This window comes from Paenibacillus sp. CF384 (assembly GCF_900106745.1).
Taxonomy (GTDB): Bacteria; Bacillota; Bacilli; order Paenibacillales; family Paenibacillaceae; genus Paenibacillus_Z.
In genome coordinates, this window is the sequence record NZ_FNNV01000001.1 from 342,906 (window position 1) to 365,860 (window position 22,955).

A 22,955-nucleotide genomic window follows, 5' to 3' on the forward strand; every position below is an offset into this window, starting at 1 on the left:
CTGATTGTAACATGAATCAACGCCTGCCATACGGATTAAGGGGAAATTCTAATGAACTTAAAAATCTCTCATCCTATGCGAATTAGAACCGAAGACTTGTTCACACTGTGGCTCTTCGCAGCAGCAAGTACGACGCGAATGACAAGCAAATCGCAAGTGGTAAGAGCATAACGGCGAACTGAACTGCAGAATGGTCACCGAGGAAATCGAAGATCGCAGACCACCAACCTAAATATTTAATGATATAAAGAATGACGGTCATCACAAGAACCGCAACAATTGAGAATACGTACATCCCATTTCGTCCGTAACGACGATGAACGCTGGCACATAGAAAACCTGTCATATATAGCGAGATCATACACGAGAAGAAGATTACAAACTGCGCAAGGACATTACCGTCCGAAACGTAGGGCAGATGGAAGAAAGACAACTGGACTCCCCAGCCCTCAATCACACTTCCTTCAATATAAGAAAGCACGCATAAGATGACAGAAATCGCAGCGCTAAGCAAGGAAATCATAAGCATCGAACCTAAGAAGAAATCCCGTCTTCTGACACTTAGTCCCAGTGCGAACGGGAACGTTTGTGACAACGAAACAATGCCAATCACCATCATATAGATAAAGATCGATATCAGTCCGCCGGTGACGATCTGCTCATCCACAGGAAGGAAAGCGGCAATAAACAGGTTTACAAAAAAGCTGGACAACAGAATGACCCAAGGCAGAATAAACCAGCCCCATTTGTCTCTTGCATACATTTTGACAACGTTTTGTACCATGTTCATCCTAGCTTCACCTCTTTACGCGTTTGATTGCTCGTCAGGTAGACAATTAACTGTTGGATCGTTACCGTTGATATGTCTAATCCCAGTGATTCTGCGGCCTTCTGATCACTTGCCACTAAGCTGCCATAGATCGTCGCTGAGCGATATCCGCCCATCCCCTCACTGTGAATAACCTTCTTGTTAGAGGAGAAGGATTCGATTTTGGCTGCTGGACCAGTAACCGTATAAGCACGGCCACGAAGCGAATCGGCTTCCTCATTGAGCATCAATTTACCTTCATTAATGACAATGATGTGCTCCAGCAATCGGCTGACTTCATCAATGAGATGTGTCGACAGAATGATTGTACGCGGATGGAGCGCATAGTCCTCCATCAGCCGATCGTAGAATATCGTCCGTGCAACAGCATCCAGTCCCAAGTAAGGCTCATCGAATATCGTGATCGGCGCGCGGCTGGCAAGGCCAACAATAATACCGACGGAAGACAGCATGCCCCGGGATAATTTCTTCACTCTGCGCTTCATGGGAAGCTTGAAATCCGCAACCAATTCACGAGCATAGGCGCCATCCCATTGGGGGAAAAATAAAGCAGCGGTCTCTAATACATCCACCACTTTGAAGTTATCCGGGTACTTCTGGCTCTCTTTGATAAAACAAATTTGACGCAGCACGCGATTGTTCTCGTACGGCTCTTCACCGAACACTTTAAGCTCACCGCTTGTTTGGAACAATTGCGCGGTTATCATATGCATGATGGTTGTTTTGCCTGCACCGTTGCGTCCAAGCAGCCCGTAGATCTTGTTCTCTTCAATACGGAAGCTGATATCATCGATTGCTTTGTCGTTCCCGAACATCTTCGTTAAGTGCTTCGCTTCAATAACGGTCTTCATAAGTCAAACTCATCCTCTCCTGCGGATCATATCCGTTAATTGTTCGATCGTAATCCCAAGCTTCTCTGCTTCTTGAATCATCGTGACGACGTATTGCTCGAAAAATTGCTCTTTCCGCTTCTCCATCAGCTTCGCTTTAGCGCCGGTTGCGACAAACATGCCAATTCCCCGTTTCTTATATAGAATCTCTTCATCGACAAGCAGATTCACGCCTTTAGCTGCTGTGGCCGGATTAATACCGTAGAAGGCGGCAAACTGATTCGTCGAAGGCACTTGTGATTCCTCCGGCATTCCGCCTCCTATAATGTCATCCTCAATTCGTTCTGCAATCTGGACGAATATGGGACGGCTGTCATCGATTTTGATACTCATCGCTACACCACCACATTGGTTAGTTACTCATGCAACTAACTATATAAGCAATGAACTGATTCGTCAATAGCACTTTGTTAATTTCCGCTTTCGCCTAGTGCGAACATTCGTTCCAATGCGCGGTTTACTTTGACCCCCTACTGCTTTAAAATGAGAAATAATGGAGGTGGCTGCGCATGAATATTATCAAAATCAAAGATCGGCAGGAGCTTGACCGCAGAACGCCATCAATGCCCTGGTATATCGAGAAATTCATTAACTATAAACTTCCTGACCTCTCGCCCTCTTCGCTGCTTGAATATGTGCGGGATTATGATGCGTTTCTATCCTGGTTGCTCGCAGAAGGATTGGCTGCCGGACCGACGCTGCGCGATGTAGAGTTGATTGAGCTGGAACGACTGCATATGGACAGTATCGATCATTTCAAAATGTTCCTGGCTACCCGCCAGCAGCAAGCCAACAGCAGAACGACCATATCCCGCAAGCTTTCCTCCCTTCGCTCGCTCTTTCATTATTTGAGCCAAATTGCCGAGGATGAGCAATTCTATCCGCTGTTGAAACGCAACGTGATGGCGAAGGTATCGATCAAACGAACATCGAAACCGAAGGATACTGCAGCTAAGCTCGAAGGCAAGCTGCTGCAGGAGCAGGAGATTGATGAGTTTATCCGCTACATCAATGAGGATTACGGTATGGAGATCGCCACGAACAAACAAGCCCTTTACTCGTATACGAACAACCGCACTCGCGATACTTCTATTGTGAGTCTCATCCTCAACTCCGGACTGCGCGTATCTGAGGTGTTCAATATGAACGTCGACGATATTGACTTAAAGAAGCGGCTGCTCTACGTGTATCGTAAAGGTAAGAATGATGACACGTTTAAGACGCCTGTTTATTTCCGCCAGGAGGCGATGCGTGACCTTCAGCTGTATATGTCTCAGCGGGATTCGCAGTACAAAGCACCGAAACGGGAGAAAGCGCTATTCCTCGCCATTCCCAATGGCAAGAAGGAAGGCTCTCGCATGACGAAGCGGGCCATACAAGAGATGGTCATCAAATATGCCAAGCGCTTCGGCAAACCGTACCTCTCGGTACATAAACTGCGGCATTCCTTCGCGACCGACTATTATCTGCGCAACGACCTGTACAAGACGCAAGAGCAGCTTGGTCATGCCTCACCGGAGACAACACAAATTTACGCTCACCTAACGGACAAAACGATGGCCGAAGCCATCGACCGACCGAAGGAAGCATAAGGAAAGCCCCATACCGGGTTGGTATGGGGCTTTACGTTTGAGCACTTGAGAGTTGGGTTTTCCTACTCTCAGCATCTGTTGCGCGTGGGCACACTGAAAATTGATTGATGAAGTATTGGCTGAGACAAACTCAGGAACTACAAGATTTTCATGTATATATCGGTTTCAAGCTTCGCCGGGTCGTCCGACCAGTGTCCGTATAGTTCGACCAGCGGCCTGGACGCTATCTTACCGAGAGCTTGAAGCTCTGCATGAATCGCGTCATAGGCTTCGCCCAAGCGGTCATAGGGGCCGACATGCTTGTAATAGGCATGCTCATGAAGAGTTACGGTCAACGACTCTAAGCCATGATGAATCTCTGAAGCCTTTTGCTCAAGCTCTACGCCTGCAAATACGCGACCGCCTTGCTCATACACTACATGATTGATTCCTAGATGGGGCAGTTTGAGCTTCTGAATGACGCTCCACAATTTATCCATCAGCTCCCGAACATCATGACTGTATGGAGTGCCTTCCTTATGCACCTTCGAGAAACCATATAAACTGAAATTCGTTGGTTCCTTCACGATTACTACATGTCTCGTCATCCACCAAAACCTCCATTCATCGGGATGTCATTCAATCAGCGCCAATAATGCTGAACATTCAATTCGTCCTGCCCATCGTACTCTGTACAGCTGCAAGAACATCTTCAATATCCATACGATCAGCCGCTCCACTCGCACTCCGCAGCTTCCATTCCACCTGACCTTCAGCAACGCCTTTACCTACCACAATTCGGATTGGAATGCCGATTAGATCGCTGTCTTTGAGCTTCACGCCTAATCGCTCATCGCGATCATCCAACAGCACGTCGATACCTGCAGTTTGTAATTGTGCATACAGCTGTTCAGCTGCTTCCATTTGCATCGTATCCTGCGTAGATACTGGAATAAGATGTACGTCATACGGCGCAACAGCGGTTGGCCATATCATGCCATTCTCGTCATGATGCTGCTCAATAATGGCCGAAAGCAACCGCGAAATGCCGATTCCGTAACAGCCCATAATGATTGGCTTCGTCTCACCGCTGGAATCCACGAACTGCGCGCCGAGCTTCTCGCTGTACTTGGTCCCAAGCTTGAACACATGACCAATCTCGATCCCGCGGATCGTACGCAACTCACCGTGCTCGCAGCTAGGACAATGATCGCCAACCTCCACATTACGGAAATCACCGGTCCGCTCTAGCGAGAAATCTCTCCCCGGCACAACATGACGAACATGATAGTCCGTAACATTAGCACCGGCGATTCCCACCTTCATCTGCGCAACTTCCAAATCAACCAGCAGCGGAATCGCAAGTCCAATTGGTCCAGCGAATCCGGTACCTGCACCGGTAACACGGCTGACCGTATCCGTATCAGCAAGCGTAAGCGTTACAGCTTGGAGGGCATTGAGCACTTTCGTTTCGTTAATGCTATGGTCACCGCGCACAAGTATTGCGACTGGTTTACCATCAGCTAAATAAATAAGCGTCTTAATCAGTTCATCATGACCGATGCCGAGTCCTGTAACCAGCTCGTCAATCGTTCTCATTCCAGGGGTGTGGAATTGTTCCGTCGCCGCTTGTAATCCATCTGCAGCCTGATCCCTAGTTAACCGACTGTTGTCCGCATCGACCAAAGCAGCTTCAAGACTTTGCGCTTTCTCCATGTTCGCCGCATAATCGCAGGTGCCGCAAATCACCACATCATCCTCGCCGGATTCAGCAATCGCCATGAATTCATGCGTCCCCCCTTCTCCGCCAATGGCCCCCGCATCCGCCTGGACAGCACGGAATTCGAGCCCGCAACGCTCGAATATGCGATGATATGCCTCGTACATCGCTTGATATGTGCGATCCAGTCCCTCCCATTCGCTGTCGAACGAATAAGCATCCTTCATGACGAACTCTCTGCACCGGAGCAAACCAAAGCGTGGTCGACGTTCATCGCGGAACTTCGTTTGCAGCTGGAACAGCGTGACAGGCAGCTTCCGATAAGTCGAGATCTCCTGACCGACAAGCTGCGTAATGACTTCTTCATGCGTAGGACCGAGCACGAATTCGCGACCGTTACGGTCCTGCAGCCGAACCAGCTCCGGTCCATAAACATCATATCTTCCGGATTGCTGCCATAGATCAGCTGGCTGGAAAGCAGGCAGCAGCACCTCCTGCGCTCCGGTCTGTTCCATTTCATGCCGAACAATAGCTTCTACCTTTCGCAGCACGCGGCGCCCCAATGGCAAGAACGAATAAACGCCTGCGGAGAGCTGACGAATAAATCCGCCTTTGACCAGCCACTTATGGCTCACGGCTTCTGCATCTGCTGGAACCTCCCTCAGCGTTGGGAGAAATACGGATTTCTGTTTCATTGTGAACACCCTTTCCCTATAAATCAAAATACAAAAAACACGCACCCATCCCTGGTTAAGGGACGAGTGCGTGCTCGTGGTACCACCCAAAATTCAGCCGTCCGGCAGACGGCTCTCTTGTACGGATAACGGGGCGATCCCGGCTGCAAATACGGAAAGCTAGGTTCCTTGCAGCGACTACAAGGCTGGGCAGCGCTTGGATCTGCGGGAAGCCTCTCAGCCGGCGGGCTCCCTCTCTGGGCACAGAATAACAAGCATGCATTTCCTTGATCACGGTCGTTCGATTTAATGTGATTCTAAAGGTACAACAACTTAACCGGCAAGTCAACAGGCTAACAAGAATAGGCTAGTACTAGAACGATGAAGAAAGCAGGTGGATCAGCTTGCTCGATCTAGACCCTACTAAACGACATTATCGCCATTTGGAACGGATGCCTATTCAGCTAGAGATCGGTGCCTTACACGTCGACGTGATCAAGATTAACTATGTACCTCCCGGTCCGGGCTGGCATGTACCCGAGCATAAGCATTCCTCTTATGAATTTCACTTCATCACATCGGGTAAAGGGCATATCTGTATGGATCAGATCCCCTTCCATGTCGAGACGAACCAGTTTTACTTGACCGGTCCTGAAATCATCCATGCACAGTACTCGGATCAGCATGAGCCGATGGCTGAATTGTGCCTGCAATGCCAATTTACGTTGAAGAAAAACGCGGATCGTCATCACTTCGAAGAAGCAAAGCAGCTGCTCGATATTTTCAACACACCAGTTTACAGCAGTATCCCTGACGTACTAGGCGCAATTCCACAGTTCATGTCTTGTGCCGAAGAAGCAAATCATCAATTCGCAGGCTATTATGCAGCCATTCAAAGCCGGCTTGCCGGCGTCATTATTTCCACTGCCAGAATGCTTGCAGGCGAAGACGAACAGATGGCTAACTATTCCGTCCCTGCCAAACGCGAAGGTTATGAAGTCATCCTGGAAACAATTCTGTTCCTAGAAGATAATTATCAGAACCCGATAACGCTCGAGCAAGTCGCCGATCATGTACATTTCAGCCCACGGCATCTCGGCCGGATGTTCAAGCTTGTCACTGACAAAACGATGAATCGATACCTCACCGAAATCCGATTAAACCGCGCTTTGCACCTGCTCCGACAGTCCGACTACTCCTTGGATCGAATCGCTCAAGAAATTGGATTCGCCAATGGAAGCTACCTAAGTCAACTGTTCCGGCGTGTCTATGGTCATCCTCCAAGTGAGCAGCGCACAAGCACCTCCACGAACATCTAACACTTCGTTTCGTCCCAAAATTATAAGCAATTTGTCGTCATCACCGCGAAGATCTACCTCTTGCAGGAACAACTTCGCCTTTTACATCTCACATGCGCCCCAAAATCTTCCACTTCACGAGGTCCGGAATGTAGAGGAGGGATCTCCTAGCAGGCCGCATACCATGATAGTGAAAGCGATTTCAACCTTAAAGGAGGTTTCGTGATGAACCGAGTATCGAAATGGGTGGCTGCTCTGATGACGGCTGCCCTTCTATTCACTGGTTTTAATTTTATAGGAGTCCGCGAAGCAGCAGCTGCGGGTCCACAAGGGATTCAGTTCGGCCGCCCCATCGACGATTCCGGGAATATTCTGATTACGAATCAAGTTGCGCAGGCACTAGCCGACAGCGGAGCGGGATTTGTCCGGCTTAACTTCCGCCTCGGACCTTACACCTCGGATACTGCGGCATTTTACAGCACCTATGATACGATTGTGAATAGGCTGCGAAGCAAAGGACTTCAAGTCATCGGTCTGATTTCAAACGAATCCTGGCCAGGCACACAGTCGGATTGGACGGACAATAATGCAGAGAATACGCCCGGAGGGGACGGCTACAACAGCTTTATCGACCAATTCGGGTACTTAGCCGGGCGAATGGCAGGCCATTACGACGGCGTCATCAAATATTGGGAAGTATGGAATGAGCCGAACTGCTGGGGCTCGAACCCGTCTCCGGGCGTCTACACCGGATGCTCGTTCATCTATCCATCGAATTTTGCCGCAATGTTGGGTCACGTGTACACGCAGATGAAATACTATAACAACTACGATGTGGAAGTCATCAGCGGCGGAATCTTCGGACACGATATTGCAGGTTACTCTTCCGGCGGCTCAGGTGCCGACTATCTTAGTGATACGTATGCTGAAGGTACGACCGTAGGGAGCTGGAATTGGATTCAATCCAACGCAGGGTCCTATCCTCTCGATCATATCGGACAGCATATCTATATCGATCAAGGCGGCGGCGTATCCACCACGCAGCTGAACAATTACATCAACTACGTACACAGTGCATATGCAGCCTATGAAGGATCAGGTACGACCAAGAAAATCTTCATGACAGAGATCGGCTGGACGACAGATGCCGTCAGCGAAGCCGTGCAAGCCTCCAATATTACGGCTGCTTACAACGTCATGAAAGCATCCCCGTATATACAGAGCGGCGTGTGGTTCTACCTCCAAGATGAGCCATCGCTGAGCTATGGGATATTCAAATCCAGCGGACTCGGTTCTTCAGATAAGAAAACAGGCTGGACTAATTTCCGTAATGCTACGGCTTATGAAGGCAAATTGTCTGGTGGCACAACAAATACGAACATCCTCAATTATTTCAACAGCCACGGCGGGATGGCTACGAACGGGTCCCCTTATGACAATGGTGGCAGCGCGTATGTTCATTATTGGGACTATGGCTATGTGCAGGATTTTGATGGCGGAAGCATCGGACCTAGCGCCATTATGACATCTGGCAGCGGGACGTTCCAAGTCCGTAACGGTTTCTGGCAAACGTACCTTCAAGGCACTAACCATACCTACCTCCAATTTCCTTCCAGTGATGAATTTCCATATGGATCCGGTACGAGGCAAAACTTCCAAGGCGGCTACATGACATGGGATCCTACGAATGGTATCCAGGTGTTCTAGGAGATGACAAAAGGAGAGGCCGGCGGCCTCTCCTTTATCTTATACACAATATGACATTCAAATCATTTGGTTTACATAATTATATTTATGTCACCCATATTCGAACAATCAATCAAACATTAACAAATAATGCCGTTACATACATAATCAGTATCCCCACAAACAAACTGCCCAAATTGCTCCAAGACACGACTGCTCGATTGCTCTTTCCAGCCTCTCTGACCACCATCTTACTGATCACGTAAATGACCTGCAGAATCGCACCTGCGCCAATGCCGAAGAACAAAGCGGCGAAGGCTTCATTGAAAATGAATCCCCCTGTCCACGTTCCGATAATCGCCGGCCCCCCACCGAGGAAAGCCAAACCGACGAAAGTGCGCCAAGTTGGGCGTTCTTGCAAAAGCGGAGCGGCAATACCGACGCCTTCCGTGATGTTGTGAAGCGTAAATCCGATAATGAGGAAGGTGCCGAGTGCCGCTTCGCCGGCTGCGAAAGCAGCACCGATGGCAAGACCTTCGCCGAGATTATGGAGACCAATACCCCCGGCAATCTTATATGCAACCTGCTTGCCGCTAACCGCACCTTTTCGCTCGTTGGCCTGATCGATGGCAACGAGGAACAAGAAACTGAGAAGCGCGCCGAACCAAACGAGCCCGTTGCCTTGGAAGATGCCGGCTGCTTCTGCCCCTAACTCAAATCCTTCTTCGAACGTATCAATGACAAGGAAGAACAGCAAACCAACCGTTAGAGCCAGCACAGCCTGCATGCCACGCTGCGAGAATCGTCGTAAGAAGGGGAACCAGAGCAACCCTAACCCTACGGGAACAACACCTACATAGAACCCGATCAAGGCAAACTGGGCTACACGAGTGACATCCGGCACCGGCGTCAACGCGGCAACTGGCACCTCACCTGCGAATATCAGTCCGTTCGTCGTAATCAGTTTAATCTCATAAGGATCTCCCTCAACCCAGCCGTACGGAATGAAAATTTCGGTTTGCTCGAGTCGTCCGACCGTATCGCTGGGAAGAAAATCAGCATTCCAGAATGCATCGTTCACCAGTACCTGTGCGATTGTGACTTTCTCCGGCCCGGTGTTCAGCACGTGCAGCGTAAAACCTTCATGCGTAAGGACAATCTTCTGAACGTTAAGCGCTTCGATCGGCGCGACAGGCTCATCCTTAATGCCAGTTCCTAGATTGGAAATTAAGTAGATGATCAGAATAAGCAGAGCGAGCGGTGCGCCTCCCCATATCCAGAGCAGCTTACTTCTAGGCTTTTGTTTCTTAGACTCCACGACTTCGATCTCCATGTAAATCCCTCCTCCCTACGCCTTGACCTCGAAGAATCCCATCCAGCCCAGCTCTGCAAATTCACTCTGATGAGCGTGGAACATATACTGACCCGGTTCTGGAAACACCATCTCCAGAATGCCGCGCTGTCCTTGGCACTGCATGATGGTGTCGGTCATAACCGGTCTGGCATCCGGATCTGCGCCTACCTCGTAGTACTTGAAGAAGTTGGCATGAAGATGGAAAGAGTTAATGAGATCGAATTCGGTTAGATTGCTTAGATAAACGCGGACAAGCTCGCCGGCCTTCACGGGAATCGGCCAAGCTTGGAATGCGAATGCATAGCCGTTAACGGTATAAATCTCATTCTCTCCGTCCAAGTCCAGATCAAAGCCGTTCATGACCATATTAAGTTCACGAGCCTTCTTCCTCGGCACCTTCGGATCTACGATGAAATTCCCGTAAAGTCCCTTGTGAATATGTTTGGATAGAGGCGGAATATGACAATGGTACACATGCATGCCCGCAGGTTTCGCTTCGAATTCATAAATAAATTCCGTACCTGTCGGAACCGGTTCAATGCCATCCATACGGGTTGGATGAACGCCGTGAAAATGGATCGAATGCGGGTGCGAGGAACCGTTCCAGAACTTCACGCGAACGATATCTCCTTCCGTGCAGCGAATCGTAGGTCCCGGAATGGTCCCGTTATAGGTCCAACCCGGAAACGTGATGCCCTTCGCAATTTCCACAGTTGAATCCGATGCGACCATGCTATATTCGCGCACAGTCTTGCCGTCTGCACGGGTGCTTACTTTCCCGTAATCAAACTCTGTCAGCGATTTAATTGCGGCTTGGAGTCCGAAGGTTTGATCTTTCCCGGGGTCGTAACCATGTGCCATCGTTTGATGTTTATGCTGTTTCAATGCCGAGTGCACCTCATGTTTGGTCATCGCCTTAACCGGTTTCCCTAATAACGAGCCCGGGCTGAACAAGTTACCGCTAATAGCACCTAGGACACCTGCAGCTCCCCATTTCAACACATCCCGCCTGGAGACAGGGCGTTTAAGATTAAATGCCATGATGCCACCTCCTATTTTGCATAAAGTAAATTAAGTTTTCCGAGTGCAAAAAAATAATCAAAAAAATATTAATGTGGACAAGGGACAAAATGTTTCCCTAGAGCAAAACTCGAATGACTTAAATATATGCTGAACGTCTGTATTTGTAAACCACAAATTTCTTCACCACAAAATAAAAAAGTCCGCGATTACGCGGACTTCTCGTCGAATAGCTATGTCTAACAACTTAATTCATGCCATTAACTAAATAATTAATCTCATTAATAACTTTGCTATTCCTCATTTAAAACTCTCGCTACTGACAAATTCCAAGACGGCCAGCCACCACGCTCAAGAGCTTCATCCTTCAAACTTTGCTTCACGTTATTTATGGCATCAGCCAGCGTTGGTTCTTCTTTCTGGAGCTTGATAAGAGTAGGATAAGCATCTGTCGAGAGCGACCCTAAATACTCCATATCGATCTTCCCGGTATCCTGAAAACGAATCATGTTCTGCTTGGCGATAATTGCATCGACGTTCACATAATTAATGACGATATAGGCCGCTACCGCAAGTCCTATGTAAGCCTTCGCCAATGAGAAATGCTCACTCCATATTCGTATGAAGGATGCGATGAGAATGAGGCCCAGAAACAGCATGAAGCCTTGAACGAGTATTCTCGTTTGCGTATAGCCGTAAGCCGACTCATAGAGCGACAGCCTGCTGTACGCCGATACCAGCATCACAACCGTGCAGCCAACCAGCATGCTGAGGGAGAGCTTGCGTACGCATTCGGCCACGATCCCTTCTCTACGTATGAAATGAAGACCGCTCAGCAGTAAAACCAGATTAATGAGCGCAACAACGACTAGTTGTGCGAAGCCCTGCCTCGCATACTCGGCATAGGCAACACCTTCCGGCAGCAAGCCGTTCGCAGCCCCGAACAAATAAGAGAATTGAATCGCCGCGAAAATTAGATAGACGATGTTGAAGCTGATGAGCAGTGTTCCGGCTGTAAGCGCATCTAGTGAAAGCGGTGTTTGCTGTCTCGAAGCAGCAGATGCAGCGGAAGAGAATGCGTTAGCGGTGCCGCCTTCGCTGCCATCCCTCCATTGGTCATCGGTTCTGCGGAATAACAATGTCCATAAGTAGCTGAACGTAAAGACTGAAATGAACACGGCAAGCACCGTTCTTGTAAACAAAGTGCGAATCGAATAGTCGCCGAACATCTCAGGCAAGCGGTTTAACAAATCCATAAAGATCCGATCTGCCGAAGCCAGCAGCAAAATCACTACAATTAGAAGCGGTGACGCAAGAAGAAGGCCGAGCAAGATTCGGCGAACCTTCCCGCCGCCTGCTTTTCCCCCACTATTGTGCTGTGGAGAAACACGATTCACCAGCAATCCAAATGGGACGGTAAAGTAGGAAAACGGCTTGATAAGACTCAAGTAAAGCACATCCTGATAGAAAGCGGTCCTAAACCAAGGTTTCGTGCTGCTCCTTGAGAGCAATACCGTTTGGGCCGCGACAAGTGCCGGTATGACAACGATATTGAGCATGTGAAATAACTCATTATTAAAGAGCGTGTAGCTGAGCGACAGCAGCGCGACAGGCAAACATAGCAGCCACCCAGACTTCGATTGACCTCGCCATTGATCAAACCCGCCGATTCTCCCTTTTATCGCATAGAAGAACAAACCATAGAAAGCACAGGTAAACAGTGCTGCCGATATCCCCAAGCTATTACCAACGAATAAATATTGACTAAATACTCCAAATCCTAATGACCAAAGCGCGATTAGCTCATATCTTCTTTGCCATGGTGCTGGATCTCTCAAAGGGCTCACTCCTGACATGTTGACTGTATTAGCAACGATTGTACTTTTCTCCTATTTTATTGTAGCCTATAAAATAAGAAGAAAAAGTGTAAGATTTGATAAAGAAATTTCATATTTTAAGTCGGGAGACGAGCTCACGATGAAAATGAGGCAGCATTACATCGCGCTTCGGGGCGCTCTGCCACAGCTGCAGGAGCATGAACCGTACGAAGTCACGACGCTGGAGCTGGCGGCAGCGCTGGATTGCACGCATCGCAATATGGTCCTTCTGCTGCAGCGCATGCAGCGAGAAGGCTGGTTAAGCTGGGAACCCCGTCGCGGCCGCGGCAATCGCTCCGTCTTGCACTTTCTGGCGAAGAAAGAAGAACTCGTGCTGCAGGAAGCGCAAGAAATCGCACAGAAGCAAGACTTGCAAATGGCAATCTCCTATCTGCAAACGATGGACAGCGAGGGCACACGGGGGCTTCGCTCGCAGTTTCAGGATTGGCTCTCGAAACGGTTCGGCTTTCATTCCGAGGTATTAGGTGAGCGTCGATTGGACATTTTACGATTTCCGCTGCCGCAAACCATCCATTCCTTGGACCCTGCCGCCATCCATTATTCAGGCGAATCGCATTTGGTCAACCAGCTCTTCGACGGACTCGTAAGAATGAGCCCCTCAGGCGATACCATTCTTCCGCATCTTGCACATACATGGGATATCGATGCCGCGCGCACCAGTTGGACCTTCTACCTGCGTAAAGGAGTCCTCTTCCATCATGGCCGTGAGATGCTGGCAGCCGATGTCGTATTCACTTTCGAGCGATTGAAGGCTCTTGCACCGCGAGGCTTATATAATTGGGTGTACATGGGGATCGTCTCCATCGAGATGCCGGATGAACGCTCTGTTCGATTCATACTAGAGGAGCGCAATGAAGCCTTCCTCCCCTTCTTGGCTACTAATCGAGCATCGATCGTTCCAGCTCCGGAAGTACCGCCATCGACGAAGAAGATGACCAGCAGCCCGGACCGGTTCGCCTACGCGGAAATCGGACTGCATCCGATCGGTACCGGCCCTTTTCGTCTTGTAGATCAGGAGCATGGCGTCATGGTATTGGAAGCCTTCCCTGCATATTTTCAAGGACGAGGTTTCCTGGATCGTGTAGAGGTATGGACACAACCGCTGCACCAAGAGCTGGACGGACAAGCCGAGCAGCCAGCCTTCCAGGTCATGCATAACGTACGCATATCCGAGACCGCAACTGAGCAATGGCAGCAGGTTCGCCAATCCGGAACGACCTGCAAGTTTCTGACCGTTAACGAACTGCGAGAAGGTCCGCTTGCTAATGCTGCGGTTCGCGAGGCGTTCGATCTGGCCCTGAATCGCGCCGAAATCATTGAACGCCTATCCGGAGATGTCATCGAGCCTGCCGACAGCTTCTGGACTCCACATTCAACAAGCAGTCCTACCATTAAATCAGCTGCTGCCGACACTGTGGAGCAATGTCTTATGAAAGCTGGCTACAAGGGCGAACCGATTATTCTTGCGACCATTCCGCAATATGAAGCCGATGCACTTATTGTACAGCAGGTTTGCGCACTTGCCGGCATCACGCTAATGATCAAGTTCATCCCTGCTGAACAATTCAAAGGCGAAGAACGCTTGCATGCGGATTTACTGCTGTTTGCCATTATGCTGGACGAGCACCGAGAGCTGCGTCTCATCGATTTGTTCAAGAACATGCAGCTGCACATGCGGCCGGATATGCAAGTCATCCTGGAGCAGCAACTGAACGAGTTGTTGTCCGAGTCCGATGCCAAGCGCAGATCAGATCAGTTCCGACAAATTGAGCATCAGCTTGCTGCAGCTCACAGCCTCATGTTTCTCTATCGCAAACATCTCAAGACCGCCTTTCACCCTTCCATTCGGGGAATATCGTTGGAATCGCTCGGCTGGGTACACTTCCGCGACCTCTGGTTCACCAGACTGCCGGAATAAGCAGCCCATCCGATCAGCAGAAAAGCCGCTCGGAGCAGCCAATAATGACTGCTCCGAGCGGCTTTTCACTTCTCTATTCATGCAACTCCGATTAGAATACCTTCGTCGTCCACGATTCACAGTTCCACGTCTCTGTCACGACATCGCGGTAAAACTCAGGTTCATGGGAGATTAGCAGAATGCTGCCTTTGTAGGCTCTAAGCGCACGTTTAAGCTCTTCCTTCGCGTCCACGTCCAAGTGATTCGTAGGCTCATCGAGCACGAGCAGGTTCGTTTCGCGGTTGATCAGCTTGCATAGACGCACTTTCGCCTTCTCGCCGCCGCTCAACACCGCGATTTTGCTCTCGATATGCTTCGTAGTCAATCCGCACTTCGCCAGTGCAGCACGAACCTCGAATTGATTCAGGGATGGGAATTCGTTCCAAATTTCATCGATACAGGTGTTGTAATTGGCATCCTTCGCCTCCTGCTCGAAGTAACCGATCGACAAGATATCACCACGCTGTACGGTACCTGAGATCGCCGGAATTTCGCCAAGAATGCTGCGCAGCAGCGTTGTCTTACCGATCCCGTTCGCTCCGACCAGTGCAATCTTCTGACCGCGTTCCATCAGCAGATCAAGCGGTCTGGAGAGCGGCGCGTCATATCCGATGACGAGATTCTTCGCTTCGAAGATCAGCTTGCTTGAAGCTCTTGCATCCTTGAAGTTGAATTGCGGCTTCGGTTTCTCCTTCGCAAGCTCAATCACGTCCATCTTGTCCAGCTTCTTCTGTCTGGACATGGCCATATTACGAGTAGCGACACTTGCTTTATTGCGTGCGACGAAATCCTTCAGTTCCGATATTTCTTGTTGTTGACGCTTAAATGCCGATTCCAGCTGTTGTTTTTTCATTTCATGCACTTGCTGGAAATGGGAGTAGTCGCCGACATAACGGTTCAGTTCTTGATTCTCCATGTGATAGATCAAGTTGATGACGCTATCTAAGAAAGGAATATCATGGGAGATGAGGATGAAGGCATTCTCATATTCTTGCAGGTACCGTTTCAGCCACTCGATATGCTGTTCATCGAGATAGTTCGTAGGCTCATCGAGCAGCAAGATATCCGGCTTCTCTAGAAGCAGCTTCGAAAGCAGTACTTTCGTACGTTGACCGCCGCTTAGATCGTTTACATCTTTGTCCAGACCGATATCCGTCAGACCAAGTCCGCGTGCCGTTTCCTCGATCTTGGCATCGATCATGTAGAAATCCTGATTCGTAAGGGTGTCTTGAATGGTTCCGACATCCTCGAGCATCTGATCCAGCTCTTCGGGAGTGACATCGCCCATTCTTCCGTACATGTCGTTCATCTCTTGTTCCATGTCGAACAAGTATTGGAATGCGCCTTTTAATACGTCACGGATCGTCATGCCTTTGTTCAATACAGCATGCTGGTCGAGGTAGCCAACGCGCATCCGCTTGGACCATTCGACTTTCCCGTCATCGGGCTGCAATTTGCCTGTAATGATGTTCATGAACGTGGATTTACCTTCGCCGTTCGCGCCGATAAGTCCGATATGCTCTCCCCTAAGCAAGCGGAAGGATACATCGTTGAAGATCGCACGGTCACCGAAACCGTGACTCAGTCGTTCTACGTTTAATATACTCATGAATGACACCTTTTCTGTTAGACTTTTTCTCGTTATATTATAGCGTTAGACGCCCCACAACTCAATCATTTCACGCATGATTCTTACAATATCAAGCTGCCCCCTTTACTATTTGATCTCGCCATGGTCTTTAAGCTCTGATTCAACATGAACGTTCACTTCCGCTTTCGCGAGTGCGCCTCCCCAGTCATTTTGTACCTTTTTCCAAGCTTGATATTGAAAAGCCCGAGCATAAAGCCCCAGACCAATAGGATCCAGTTTATTATGTTGGATTTTCTTCACCAGCTTGTTCATTTCTTGCTCAAGCTGCTTATTAATCATCGCTTCTAGTTCCGGCGTTTTCTTCTCCGCATCGTATCGAAACATCTGTTCCGTTAAATGAATAGGAAGCTTTAGTCGGATATCAAAACGAAATCGGTTATTCGAGTAGGAAACCTTCACTTTCCGCGATACTTCCGTAACGTAGAAGCTGATGGCTCTTGTCTCGAATACGGATTTCTTGTGCGGGATATTAGGCAATATAAGCGTCAACGTTAGATCCGCCAGCTTCTCTTCTTGAAGAATTTGCAACAGTTCATTCTCCATTAGATCGAGCGAATCGCGATAAAGTCCTTTCTTGTCAAGCAATGCCGTCCCGGTTACGACAACCTCTTTGGGTGTTTTGTGAATCTCCGAAACATAAGGAGTGAGTCCTTTCTCAAAGACAAGCCGAACGAATTCAAAAAGTGTCGTCTTTTCTACCAAATTCCTCATGTGTGCGGTATCGATAAGCTTCGCGATATGGAGCGGGAGCCTGCGCTTATCCTCTGGCGTGAAGAACATAATCTCTTCGACAGGTCCGTCGACTGCAATTAGTCTTGCATTGATTCTCGCTTTCGAATCACGAAAAAAAACATCGAGGAGATTCATCCATCCTTCGTGCTGAAGAACCTTTTTGCCGATGAGAATATTTTGAAGCTTCCCATTGCTTACGAGCGCAGATACGCGGGCTTCCAGCTCTCCTCTGGCTTGACGGCTAGTGATTGCTTTCACTTTCGTCGTCTCATTCTTCTTCTTGGCTTCCTTACTGAACACAGGCGAAGAAGAGAAAATCACCAGGTTATTGTCCTCGTCCAAATCGATGCCCAGCATGAGCACTAAAGTAATATTTTCAAGATCAAGGCGGTCCTTACAGCTTGTTAGTACAAATGCCAGCAAGAATAACAGCAGGGTAACGCGATAGAACCGACTCATTTGTTCCACCTAGGGAAGCTTGTCATGATGGACAATATCCCCCACAAACAGAGCGGGAAGAAAAACGCCATCACGATACCAAAATAAGTGAAATATTGGATCGCCGTCGTACTTGCATTCCACCCCGGTTCCCAGATATACGTAATCAATACCATCTCGGCAAGCAGAACCACGATATGTTTGCTTACGCTGCCGATATGAAACAGCTTCTTCGAACAATACACCGTCATATACAGCGCGGGTATCCATGTTTTGGAGATAACCAGCAAGTAACAAGTCAACATGACGATATCGAATCGTTCCAGAAATCGATACTCAATGACTTTAACAACGGTCAGCATCGTATCATTGAAGAATTGAATTTCATCCGGACTGTACACAACGAAGCAAAGGATCGTTACGTACAAATAAACAAGTAATGTCATTGTATTGGCGATGATGATACCAAACGTAGCCTTCTTCTTGTTCTCTAGATGAGGATAGATAAAGAACGCCGCCTCAAATCCCAGAAAAGAGATGACGGTTGTATTCACGGTCCGCAGCACGGGCATCCATCCCTCTTTGAGAATGGGAAGCAGATTCAGCCAATGTGCCTCGCTGAACAACGTCAAGAGGACGACAGGCATCCATAAGGAGCACAGAATCACAACCTCCCCATATCGGGCAATGATGCGAACGCCGCCTTTCACAATCATATAAGCAGGGACAACAAAGAGCAGCATCAGCACATAATCCTGCGATTGCTGCATGATCCAGCTGCGAATAAGCAGCACCATGCGATCTAGAATCAAATAGGCAAACAAGCACATGTAGATGCCAAATACGAGCGACATCAGATGCCCGAAGAATTTACCAAAGAAATGCGAGATCAGATCGATGATCGTCCCATTCGGATGTTTCTGCATGATTTGAATGATGATGATACTCGCAATCACCGATATGCCATACCCAATTAATAAGGCGATCCAGCCATCAGTTCCAGCGGTCTTGGCTAAATCGCGAGGCATCGAGATGACGCCTACACCAAGCTGCATACTGTGGATGATGATGATAAATTGCAGCAGCGTTATGGAGTTCGTTTTGTTCGTTTTCAAACTAAATCCCGTCATTCCTCATCACCTTCAAGGCGGTTTAACCCCATTCTGTTTTTCTGCAGCGATCGCACGCTCTTCGGACGTTTCATCATGTTCCACAAGGGAAGACGGATAAACACATCCTTCCAATCCCCCATGCGTATTGGTGCAATCGGTGTACTGTACGCTTCTCCAAGCGATTTCAAGTTGATTACATGTGCGACAAGCACCATAAATGCAGCGATGATGCCAATCATGCCGAACATCGATGCGATGATCATAACCGGAAATCGGATGAATCTAATCGATGCAGCCATATCGTAATTCGGCAAAATAAACGAAGCAACGGCGGTTGACGCAACGACGACGACCATCAAATTACTTACGATCCCGGCTTGCACGGCACCTTGTCCAATAACGATACCGCCTACAATCCCAACCGTTTGACCTACGGGGGCTGGCAAACGGACTCCGGCTTCTCGAAGCATTTCAAGCATAATCTCCATAATAAGGGCTTCAATGAAAGGCGGAAATGGGACCGCTGCTCGAAACTGTCCGATGGAAAGGATCAAATCGAGTGGAATCACCTCATGATTAAACGAAATGCAGGCAATGTAAATACCGGGCAAGAAAGCAGCGATGATGCAAGCAAAGAATCGCAGCATGCGCAAGAAGGTTGCAATTGGCCAGCGCGTGCTGTAATCGTCGATACCTTGAAAGAAAGCGGCTATGCTGACAGGCGCAATTAATACACTTGACGAGCGATCGACAACCACACAAACGCGTCCTTGTAAAATTTGCGACGAAGCTGTATCCGGTCTTTCCGTTGTAATAAACTGCGGTAAAAGCGAGAACGGGTTATCTTCAATCAGCTCAGCCAGTTCACCGGTATTTAGAATGCAATCTACATTTAATGACGTTAATCGCCTTTCCATCTCTTGGATCAGATCAGGATGTGTAACATCCTCCAGATAGAGGATCGACACTTTGCAAGGTACTCTGGAACCGATGAGCAGCTCTTTAATCTTCAGTTCTCTGCTGCTGATATACCGCCGGATTAAGGCAATGTTTAATCCTGCAGTCTCTATAAACCCTTGATGAGCCCCTTTAAGAGAAGCTTCGATTTGAGAATCCGTGATTGCGCGCTGCGGCCACCCCTGCGTATCAAAGGCATAGGCTTGTAGCTGACCATCCACGATAAAGACGCTTTGACCTTGCAGAATCGCATGCTCCACATGTTGCAAGGTAGTCAGCGTACAAATATCTCCAACCGTAACGGGCAGAATCCCTTTGCCGCTAGTGCCTCTGCTACTATCAGCGGACTCGAACATCAGCTGATTCAACACGTTGTTGTTAATGGAATTCTTGTCCGCCAATCCTGATAAATAGACAAGAACGGCCTGACTCTCCGTTTGCTTATAATCGAAAGACCGAATAACAAGGTCAGGGGCTTTGCTGAAAATCGCGATGATCGAATCGACATTTATCTTTAAGCTGCTCTGCAATTGACCGCGTTCAGGGGTGTGGTCCTCTTTCATCTGTTTGAACGACTGAATATGGCGGCGATTGAGAAATTTGAATAATCGCATTAACAACTCCATGGCACACCTCAACATTCGCTTCTGACTTGATCGTATTTCATATTTTGCCATAAGCTGTTAGCAAATATTCCGCAGGTTGAACGCAGAAGAAGACAGGTCGCCCAATTGGACAGCCTGTCTTCTTCATCCTTCATATCATGTTTATTTGTCGACAATCGCCTTCAACTTCTGCTTCAGAACTTCAAAAGCTTCACTCAGCTTCGCCTTAGGAATGTTGTCAAACCGATCGCCGAGACTAACCTCGTACGTGCTTAATGAATCATGAACGGCATTCATATGCTTCGTAAGTCCAATTCCGGTTTCCTTATAGAGTGCTAGGAAAATCGGTTCCAATCTGTCTTTCGCAATCCCAGCGTGAACATGGAACATATTCGAAACCGGTATTTCCGGTACCGTCTTCAGTCCCTCACATTCGTTATACAGCTTCGCCAGCTCAACCGCCGATTCATAATAATGTCCCATCTTCCCTGCTCGCTGCTCGAAATAATAATCGCTGCTCACAATATAGGGATAGAGGCTGATCAGATCGCCGCCATGGCGTCTCTTCCATATCTTCGATTGTTCAGTAAAGGGCTCACTGCCGGCTAAGATGGCTCCGGCAATACCGCCGATGCCTTTGTAGAACGATACATATACACTGTCGAATAACGCGCAGATTTCTTCTGCCGACTTCTCGTAATACGGTAAAACCTCGAATAACCGAGCGCCATCCAAATGCAGTTTGATCCCGCGTTCACGACAATGTGCCGCGATTGCTTCCAGCTCTGCAAAGGAAGGCAGCTGACCGCCGATCTCGCGCTGCGGCAATTCGATAAGCAAACAAGAAATGTCTTCGTTCATGCTCACTACGTCTTCCAACGTAATCAGCCGATCCTTATCGGCAAGCAGAATCGGCTCCAGATGATGCAGCTCCTTAAGCCCGTCCTTCTCGTGAATTTCCAGATGGCACAGCGGATGGTACGCAACCTTCTTGTTGGACAGCTCATCGCTCCAGATGCGAAGCGCAATCTGTTGAGCCATCGTACCGCTTGGAAAGAATACAGCGGATTCCTTGCCTAGAAAGCCGGCCATCTTGCGTTGAAAGTCCTCGATCAGTTTCCCGTTTCCGTAAATGTCGCTATCCACGCTGCCGTCCATATCGCGAAATGCATCCAATAATATCTGCACCGTATACTTGCTGTGCCCGGTAACCGGGTAGTTCGTTTGGTTAAAAGCCTCCAGTAGTGCTGTCATACGGATCGTCCATCTCCTTCAAGTGCTGTCGCCATATTGTACTTGTTTAGGCAGTATCTCTTCAAGCTTTCCGAACATTGCTCGCCCCAAAAATGAGCGTTGTCCCAGTACGCATGTCGTCCATGCTTCATATGATAACGTATGCAAGAGCTCTTCTTTCTTAGGGGAGGTGATTCTTATGACATTTGCACTCACAGATTGGATGCTCTACTCGATGTGGGCAGTACTTGGATTCATGGGTCTGAACTTCTTAATGGATATGTTCAAAATGATGAAGTCAGGCACTTTTTCGACCGATTTTGTACTAGGGTATCTTAAAGACATGGTGTACTTTGTATTGCCATTATTCATGTTTGCGAACATGCAGTCTCTCGATCACTGGGGCTGGATGATGTTGACCGCTTACTACGTCGGCGCATTCGGAGTTGTATTCAAGTATCTGATGGACCTCAAAGGCAAAATGTAATCGCTACAGCGTAGCTCCATTGCCCGCATTACTTGCAGGCTGCCGGCACCAACGGCAGCCTGTTTCATTTGCAAAAACAGGCTTGTCACTTTCATTTAAATATGTTAAATAAGTAAAGGACGATATTGCTTAGGAGAGATTCAGATGGCACAGCTCTATTATAAATACGGCACGATGAATAGTGGGAAATCATTCGAAATCATTAAAGTTGCCCACAATTACGAGGAGCAAGGCAAGCAGGTCCTCATCTATTCCCCTTCCTTCAGTGCAAGAGACGGCGCAGAACTGGTCGGCTCACGAGTCGGCTTCGAGCGTGCTGCCATTCCGGTCGACGAGCATACGAACTTGTATGAGAGCGTCAAATCGCATCTATCACCACCATCCGGTCCTAACAAAATTTATTGCGTACTCATCGATGAAGCTCAGTTTCTGAAGAAACACCACATCTTAGAACTCACGCAAGTAGTTGACGAGTTGAACATCCCGGTTATGGCATTCGGGCTGAAGAACGACTTCCAGAATCAACTGTTTGAAGGCAGCTACAACCTGCTGGTGCAAGCGGATAAGATTGAAGAGATCAAGACCATCTGCTGGTTCTGCGATCGCAAAGCAACGATGGTGATCCGCTTCCGTGACGGTCAGCCCGTTAATGCCGGCGCACAAATCCAAATTGGCGGCAATGAAGATTACAAGCCGGTTTGCAGACGCTGTTATAATCAAGCTTTCCGCGGGGTTGAACCGGAGAACGAGATCGAGTCCGAAACCGAATAAGAAGACCCGGAGAGGCGATATTAGCCTCTCTTTTGTTATTTTCAGTCCCTTTTTGACAACATGTGTACGGAA

General features: G+C 48.5%; 19 protein-coding genes. 6 read left to right on the plus strand and 13 right to left on the minus strand.

Going from position 1 to position 22,955, the window contains the following annotated elements; translation table 11 throughout:
- Positions 1-100 precede the first annotated feature (100 nt).
- The 3 genes from BLW29_RS01600 to BLW29_RS01610 are packed head-to-tail and all read right to left on the minus strand — an operon-like array spanning position 101 to position 2,052.
- A complete protein-coding gene (locus BLW29_RS01600) occupies positions 101-790 on the minus strand; it encodes a hypothetical protein (protein WP_090975586.1) in 690 nt (229 codons plus the stop codon).
- Positions 787-1,680, minus strand: a complete 894-nt coding sequence (locus BLW29_RS01605; RefSeq protein WP_090975587.1) for an ABC transporter ATP-binding protein — start codon at positions 1,678-1,680, stop codon at positions 787-789. Before BLW29_RS01605 ends, BLW29_RS01600 begins: the two co-directional genes overlap by 4 nt.
- 9 nt (positions 1,681-1,689) lie before the next feature.
- Positions 1,690-2,052 carry a GntR family transcriptional regulator gene (locus tag BLW29_RS01610; protein ID WP_090975588.1) on the minus strand — a complete coding sequence of 121 codons (363 nt, stop codon included), beginning with the start codon at positions 2,050-2,052 and terminating at the stop codon, positions 1,690-1,692.
- A gap of 176 nt (positions 2,053-2,228) precedes the next feature.
- Here BLW29_RS01610 and xerS point away from each other — a divergent pair, with 176 nt between their 5' ends.
- Positions 2,229-3,311, plus strand: a complete 1,083-nt coding sequence (gene xerS, locus BLW29_RS01615; RefSeq protein ID WP_090975589.1) for a tyrosine recombinase XerS — start codon at positions 2,229-2,231, stop codon at positions 3,309-3,311.
- Positions 3,312-3,448: 137 nt separating this feature from the next.
- On the opposite strand, the gene BLW29_RS01620 is transcribed toward xerS, so the two are convergent.
- On the minus strand, positions 3,449-3,898 hold the full coding sequence (locus BLW29_RS01620; protein ID WP_090975590.1) for a GyrI-like domain-containing protein: 450 nt from the start codon (positions 3,896-3,898) through the stop codon (positions 3,449-3,451).
- A gap of 58 nt (positions 3,899-3,956) precedes the next feature.
- A complete protein-coding gene (locus tag BLW29_RS01625; RefSeq protein ID WP_090975591.1) occupies positions 3,957-5,705 on the minus strand; it encodes a proline--tRNA ligase in 1,749 nt (582 codons plus the stop codon).
- Between the two features lie 383 nt (positions 5,706-6,088).
- On the opposite strand from BLW29_RS01625, the gene BLW29_RS01630 reads away from it, so the two are divergent.
- Positions 6,089-7,003, plus strand: coding sequence for an AraC family transcriptional regulator (locus tag BLW29_RS01630; RefSeq protein ID WP_090975592.1), 915 nt, complete (start codon positions 6,089-6,091; stop codon positions 7,001-7,003).
- A 204-nt stretch (positions 7,004-7,207) separates the two neighbouring features.
- The gene (locus tag BLW29_RS01635; protein WP_090975593.1) at positions 7,208-8,689 is read left to right on the plus strand and encodes a hypothetical protein; all 1,482 of its coding nucleotides are present in this window, start codon (positions 7,208-7,210) and stop codon (positions 8,687-8,689) included.
- Between the two features lie 112 nt (positions 8,690-8,801).
- Here BLW29_RS01635 and BLW29_RS01640 read toward each other — a convergent pair whose 3' ends face one another.
- From BLW29_RS01640 to BLW29_RS01650, 3 genes are all read right to left on the minus strand, one after another.
- Complete coding sequence (locus tag BLW29_RS01640) at positions 8,802-10,001, minus strand: ZIP family metal transporter (protein WP_090975594.1); 1,200 nt, start codon at positions 9,999-10,001, stop codon at positions 8,802-8,804.
- Between the two features lie 15 nt (positions 10,002-10,016).
- On the minus strand, positions 10,017-11,063 hold the full coding sequence (locus tag BLW29_RS01645) for a multicopper oxidase domain-containing protein (protein WP_090975595.1): 1,047 nt from the start codon (positions 11,061-11,063) through the stop codon (positions 10,017-10,019).
- Positions 11,064-11,335: 272 nt separating this feature from the next.
- Positions 11,336-12,880 (minus strand): DUF4153 domain-containing protein, encoded by a 1,545-nt coding sequence (locus tag BLW29_RS01650; protein ID WP_177186436.1) that lies wholly within the window; start codon positions 12,878-12,880, stop codon positions 11,336-11,338.
- Between the two features lie 139 nt (positions 12,881-13,019).
- On the opposite strand from BLW29_RS01650, the gene BLW29_RS01655 reads away from it, so the two are divergent.
- Positions 13,020-14,858 (plus strand): ABC transporter substrate-binding protein, encoded by a 1,839-nt coding sequence (locus tag BLW29_RS01655; protein WP_177186437.1) that lies wholly within the window; start codon positions 13,020-13,022, stop codon positions 14,856-14,858.
- A gap of 91 nt (positions 14,859-14,949) precedes the next feature.
- On the opposite strand, the gene BLW29_RS01660 is transcribed toward BLW29_RS01655, so the two are convergent.
- The 5 genes from BLW29_RS01660 to BLW29_RS01680 all read right to left on the minus strand — a co-directional run bounded on the left by BLW29_RS01660 (position 14,950) and on the right by BLW29_RS01680 (position 21,646).
- Complete coding sequence (locus BLW29_RS01660) at positions 14,950-16,506, minus strand: ABC-F family ATP-binding cassette domain-containing protein (protein ID WP_090975598.1); 1,557 nt, start codon at positions 16,504-16,506, stop codon at positions 14,950-14,952.
- A gap of 108 nt (positions 16,507-16,614) precedes the next feature.
- The gene (locus tag BLW29_RS01665) at positions 16,615-17,739 is read right to left on the minus strand and encodes a Ger(x)C family spore germination protein (RefSeq protein ID WP_090975599.1); all 1,125 of its coding nucleotides are present in this window, start codon (positions 17,737-17,739) and stop codon (positions 16,615-16,617) included.
- Positions 17,736-18,848, minus strand: coding sequence for a GerAB/ArcD/ProY family transporter (locus BLW29_RS01670; RefSeq protein WP_090975600.1), 1,113 nt, complete (start codon positions 18,846-18,848; stop codon positions 17,736-17,738). Before BLW29_RS01670 ends, BLW29_RS01665 begins: the two co-directional genes overlap by 4 nt.
- The gene (locus BLW29_RS01675) at positions 18,845-20,401 is read right to left on the minus strand and encodes a spore germination protein (protein ID WP_256208254.1); all 1,557 of its coding nucleotides are present in this window, start codon (positions 20,399-20,401) and stop codon (positions 18,845-18,847) included. Before BLW29_RS01675 ends, BLW29_RS01670 begins: the two co-directional genes overlap by 4 nt.
- A gap of 153 nt (positions 20,402-20,554) precedes the next feature.
- A complete protein-coding gene (locus BLW29_RS01680; RefSeq protein ID WP_090975601.1) occupies positions 20,555-21,646 on the minus strand; it encodes a threonine aldolase family protein in 1,092 nt (363 codons plus the stop codon).
- A 178-nt stretch (positions 21,647-21,824) separates the two neighbouring features.
- On the opposite strand from BLW29_RS01680, the gene BLW29_RS01685 reads away from it, so the two are divergent.
- Positions 21,825-22,112 carry a hypothetical protein gene (locus tag BLW29_RS01685; RefSeq protein ID WP_090975602.1) on the plus strand — a complete coding sequence of 96 codons (288 nt, stop codon included), beginning with the start codon at positions 21,825-21,827 and terminating at the stop codon, positions 22,110-22,112.
- A 144-nt stretch (positions 22,113-22,256) separates the two neighbouring features.
- A complete protein-coding gene (locus BLW29_RS01690) occupies positions 22,257-22,883 on the plus strand; it encodes a thymidine kinase (RefSeq protein WP_090975603.1) in 627 nt (208 codons plus the stop codon).
- Positions 22,884-22,955: the final 72 nt, after the last annotated feature.